A 1,775-nucleotide genomic window follows, 5' to 3' on the forward strand; every position below is an offset into this window, starting at 1 on the left:
CCGCGAGCGCCATAAAAATGTCAAAAAAGTCTAACACCGGGATAGAGAGCGCAACTACTAAACCCTTGGTTTTCGGCTTTAATTTAAGTTACATAATAATCCCTGTCGGTGTTACCCTAATTTAAGTTTAACAAATAATCAGAGTTTTTGGTAGACTCTGCGACATTTTCTCTAGCTGTTTACTAACCTTCAACTTACTAACCTTAAACCTTCAACTTACTAACCTTGGCCAAAAGGCCACGCGATCGCTGAAAGCGGGACGCGCGTCCATCGCGTTCAACTTTCAACCTCATAATCTTCAACTTACTAACCTTCAACTTACTAACCTTCAACCTGATAACTTTCAACCTGATAACCCCAAAAAAAAATAGCCGCAGAAATCATTTCCACGGCTAGGAATTTTTACTTATGTCTCAACGTTGTAAACCCATCCAGATGTGATCCGATGTGATTAGACCGTAAGCTATCAGCTATCAGCTATCAGCTATCAGCTATCAGCTATCAGCTATCAGTTTATGCGCTACACGAACAGTTTTCAGCTATTAGCTATAAGCCAAAGGCCAAACGCTGACCACTGACCACTGACCGCTGACCACTGACCGCTGACCGCTGACATCAGACCTGATGCTTTGGCCAGGGGGCAAAGCCCCCTGAAATTTAAGCCCTTAATCCAGAATTAAATACTTCGTCATTACCGTGATGAATTCGCCAGGAATGTCAGTCGGCTGAAGGGGGCTCCACTCGTCAATTTGGGCGTAACCCCGTGCATAAAGGGTATGCATGGTGTTGGTTATTGCCCGGCGGGAGCCTTTCAAAATGTGCTTAATGGGGTATTTTTTTGGGGAAGGTTCCTGAGGAGTATTACTAGGAGTAATCTCATCAGGATTGTTTTCTGGGTTAGGGCGGAAGTTGTCAGACATAGTAAAAAAAACGTTTTAAGGCTTACAAATATAATCATAACGATTATAAATTAACTTGTCAAGGGTTTTTAGATTTTTTTTTGAGAAGGGTAATTGAAAGAAAATGTACGGATTAAGGAATGCGATCGCGTTTTTTTAAAGGCAACAGGCAACAGGGAACAGGGAACAGGGAAAATCGTAAATATTAGTTAGCGTTCCCGTAGCGTTACCATAGGTCAATCGCATAGATATATTTCAGAGAATACCATTTTTTGGGGAGTAATTTTATCGATAGCGCTGGTAATATTAAATCGGTAAAGTAATAAATTGTGATATTTTTTTTCCCTACTCCCTGCTTCCTACTCCCTGCTCCCTGCTCCCTGTTCCCTACTCTCTACTCCCTGCTCCCTATATTTTCCTGTGTTAGAATAAGTCCAGATTGGGTTTGATGCATCTACATAGATTAAATACTATTTAGTTAAATAAAATATATTCGGTGAGTTATTCAACGGAATTAAACCAAACCTCAGATCACAGGGAGGTGATCTTTAGGTGGTTACATCTGACTGACCTCCATTTGGGTATGGATGGCTTAGAGAATCTCTGGCCAAATGTTGAGGAAATTTTCTTCAATGATTTAGAGTACCTTTGTGAACAGGTCGGCCCTTTGGATTTGGTAATGTTTACTGGGGATATCACCCAGGGCGGCAGTGAATCAGAATTCCAACAGGTAGACAAACTGTTAACTAGTAAGCATTCAGCTATCAGCCAAAGGCCTTTGGCCACGCTTTCGGCAAAGCCGACGCTTCGCGAACGCGAACAGCTATCAGCCAAAGGCCTTTGGCCACTGGGCATAGCCCACGCTACTTGATGTGC

The 1,775-nt window shown here is 42.4% G+C and carries 2 protein-coding genes; one reads left to right on the plus strand and one right to left on the minus strand.

Annotated elements, in window-relative coordinates:
• Positions 1-665: 665 nt before the first annotated feature.
• Complete coding sequence (locus tag F6K20_RS36980; protein WP_287247561.1) at positions 666-920, minus strand: hypothetical protein; 255 nt, start codon at positions 918-920, stop codon at positions 666-668.
• A gap of 475 nt (positions 921-1,395) precedes the next feature.
• Here F6K20_RS36980 and F6K20_RS36985 point away from each other — a divergent pair, with 475 nt between their 5' ends.
• Positions 1,396-1,770 carry a metallophosphoesterase family protein gene (locus tag F6K20_RS36985; RefSeq protein ID WP_287251542.1) on the plus strand — a complete coding sequence of 125 codons (375 nt, stop codon included), beginning with the start codon at positions 1,396-1,398 and terminating at the stop codon, positions 1,768-1,770.
• Positions 1,771-1,775 lie beyond the last annotated feature (5 nt).

It is taken from the genome of Moorena sp. SIO2C4 (assembly GCF_010672485.1).
Lineage (GTDB): Bacteria > Cyanobacteriota > Cyanobacteriia > Cyanobacteriales > Coleofasciculaceae > Moorena > Moorena producens.

Bases quoted from the DNA above. Each gene is read 5' to 3' on its own strand.
- F6K20_RS36980 (WP_287247561.1), bottom strand. From the start codon at position 920: ATGTCTGACAACTTCCGCCCTAACCCAGAAAACAATCCTGATGAGATT.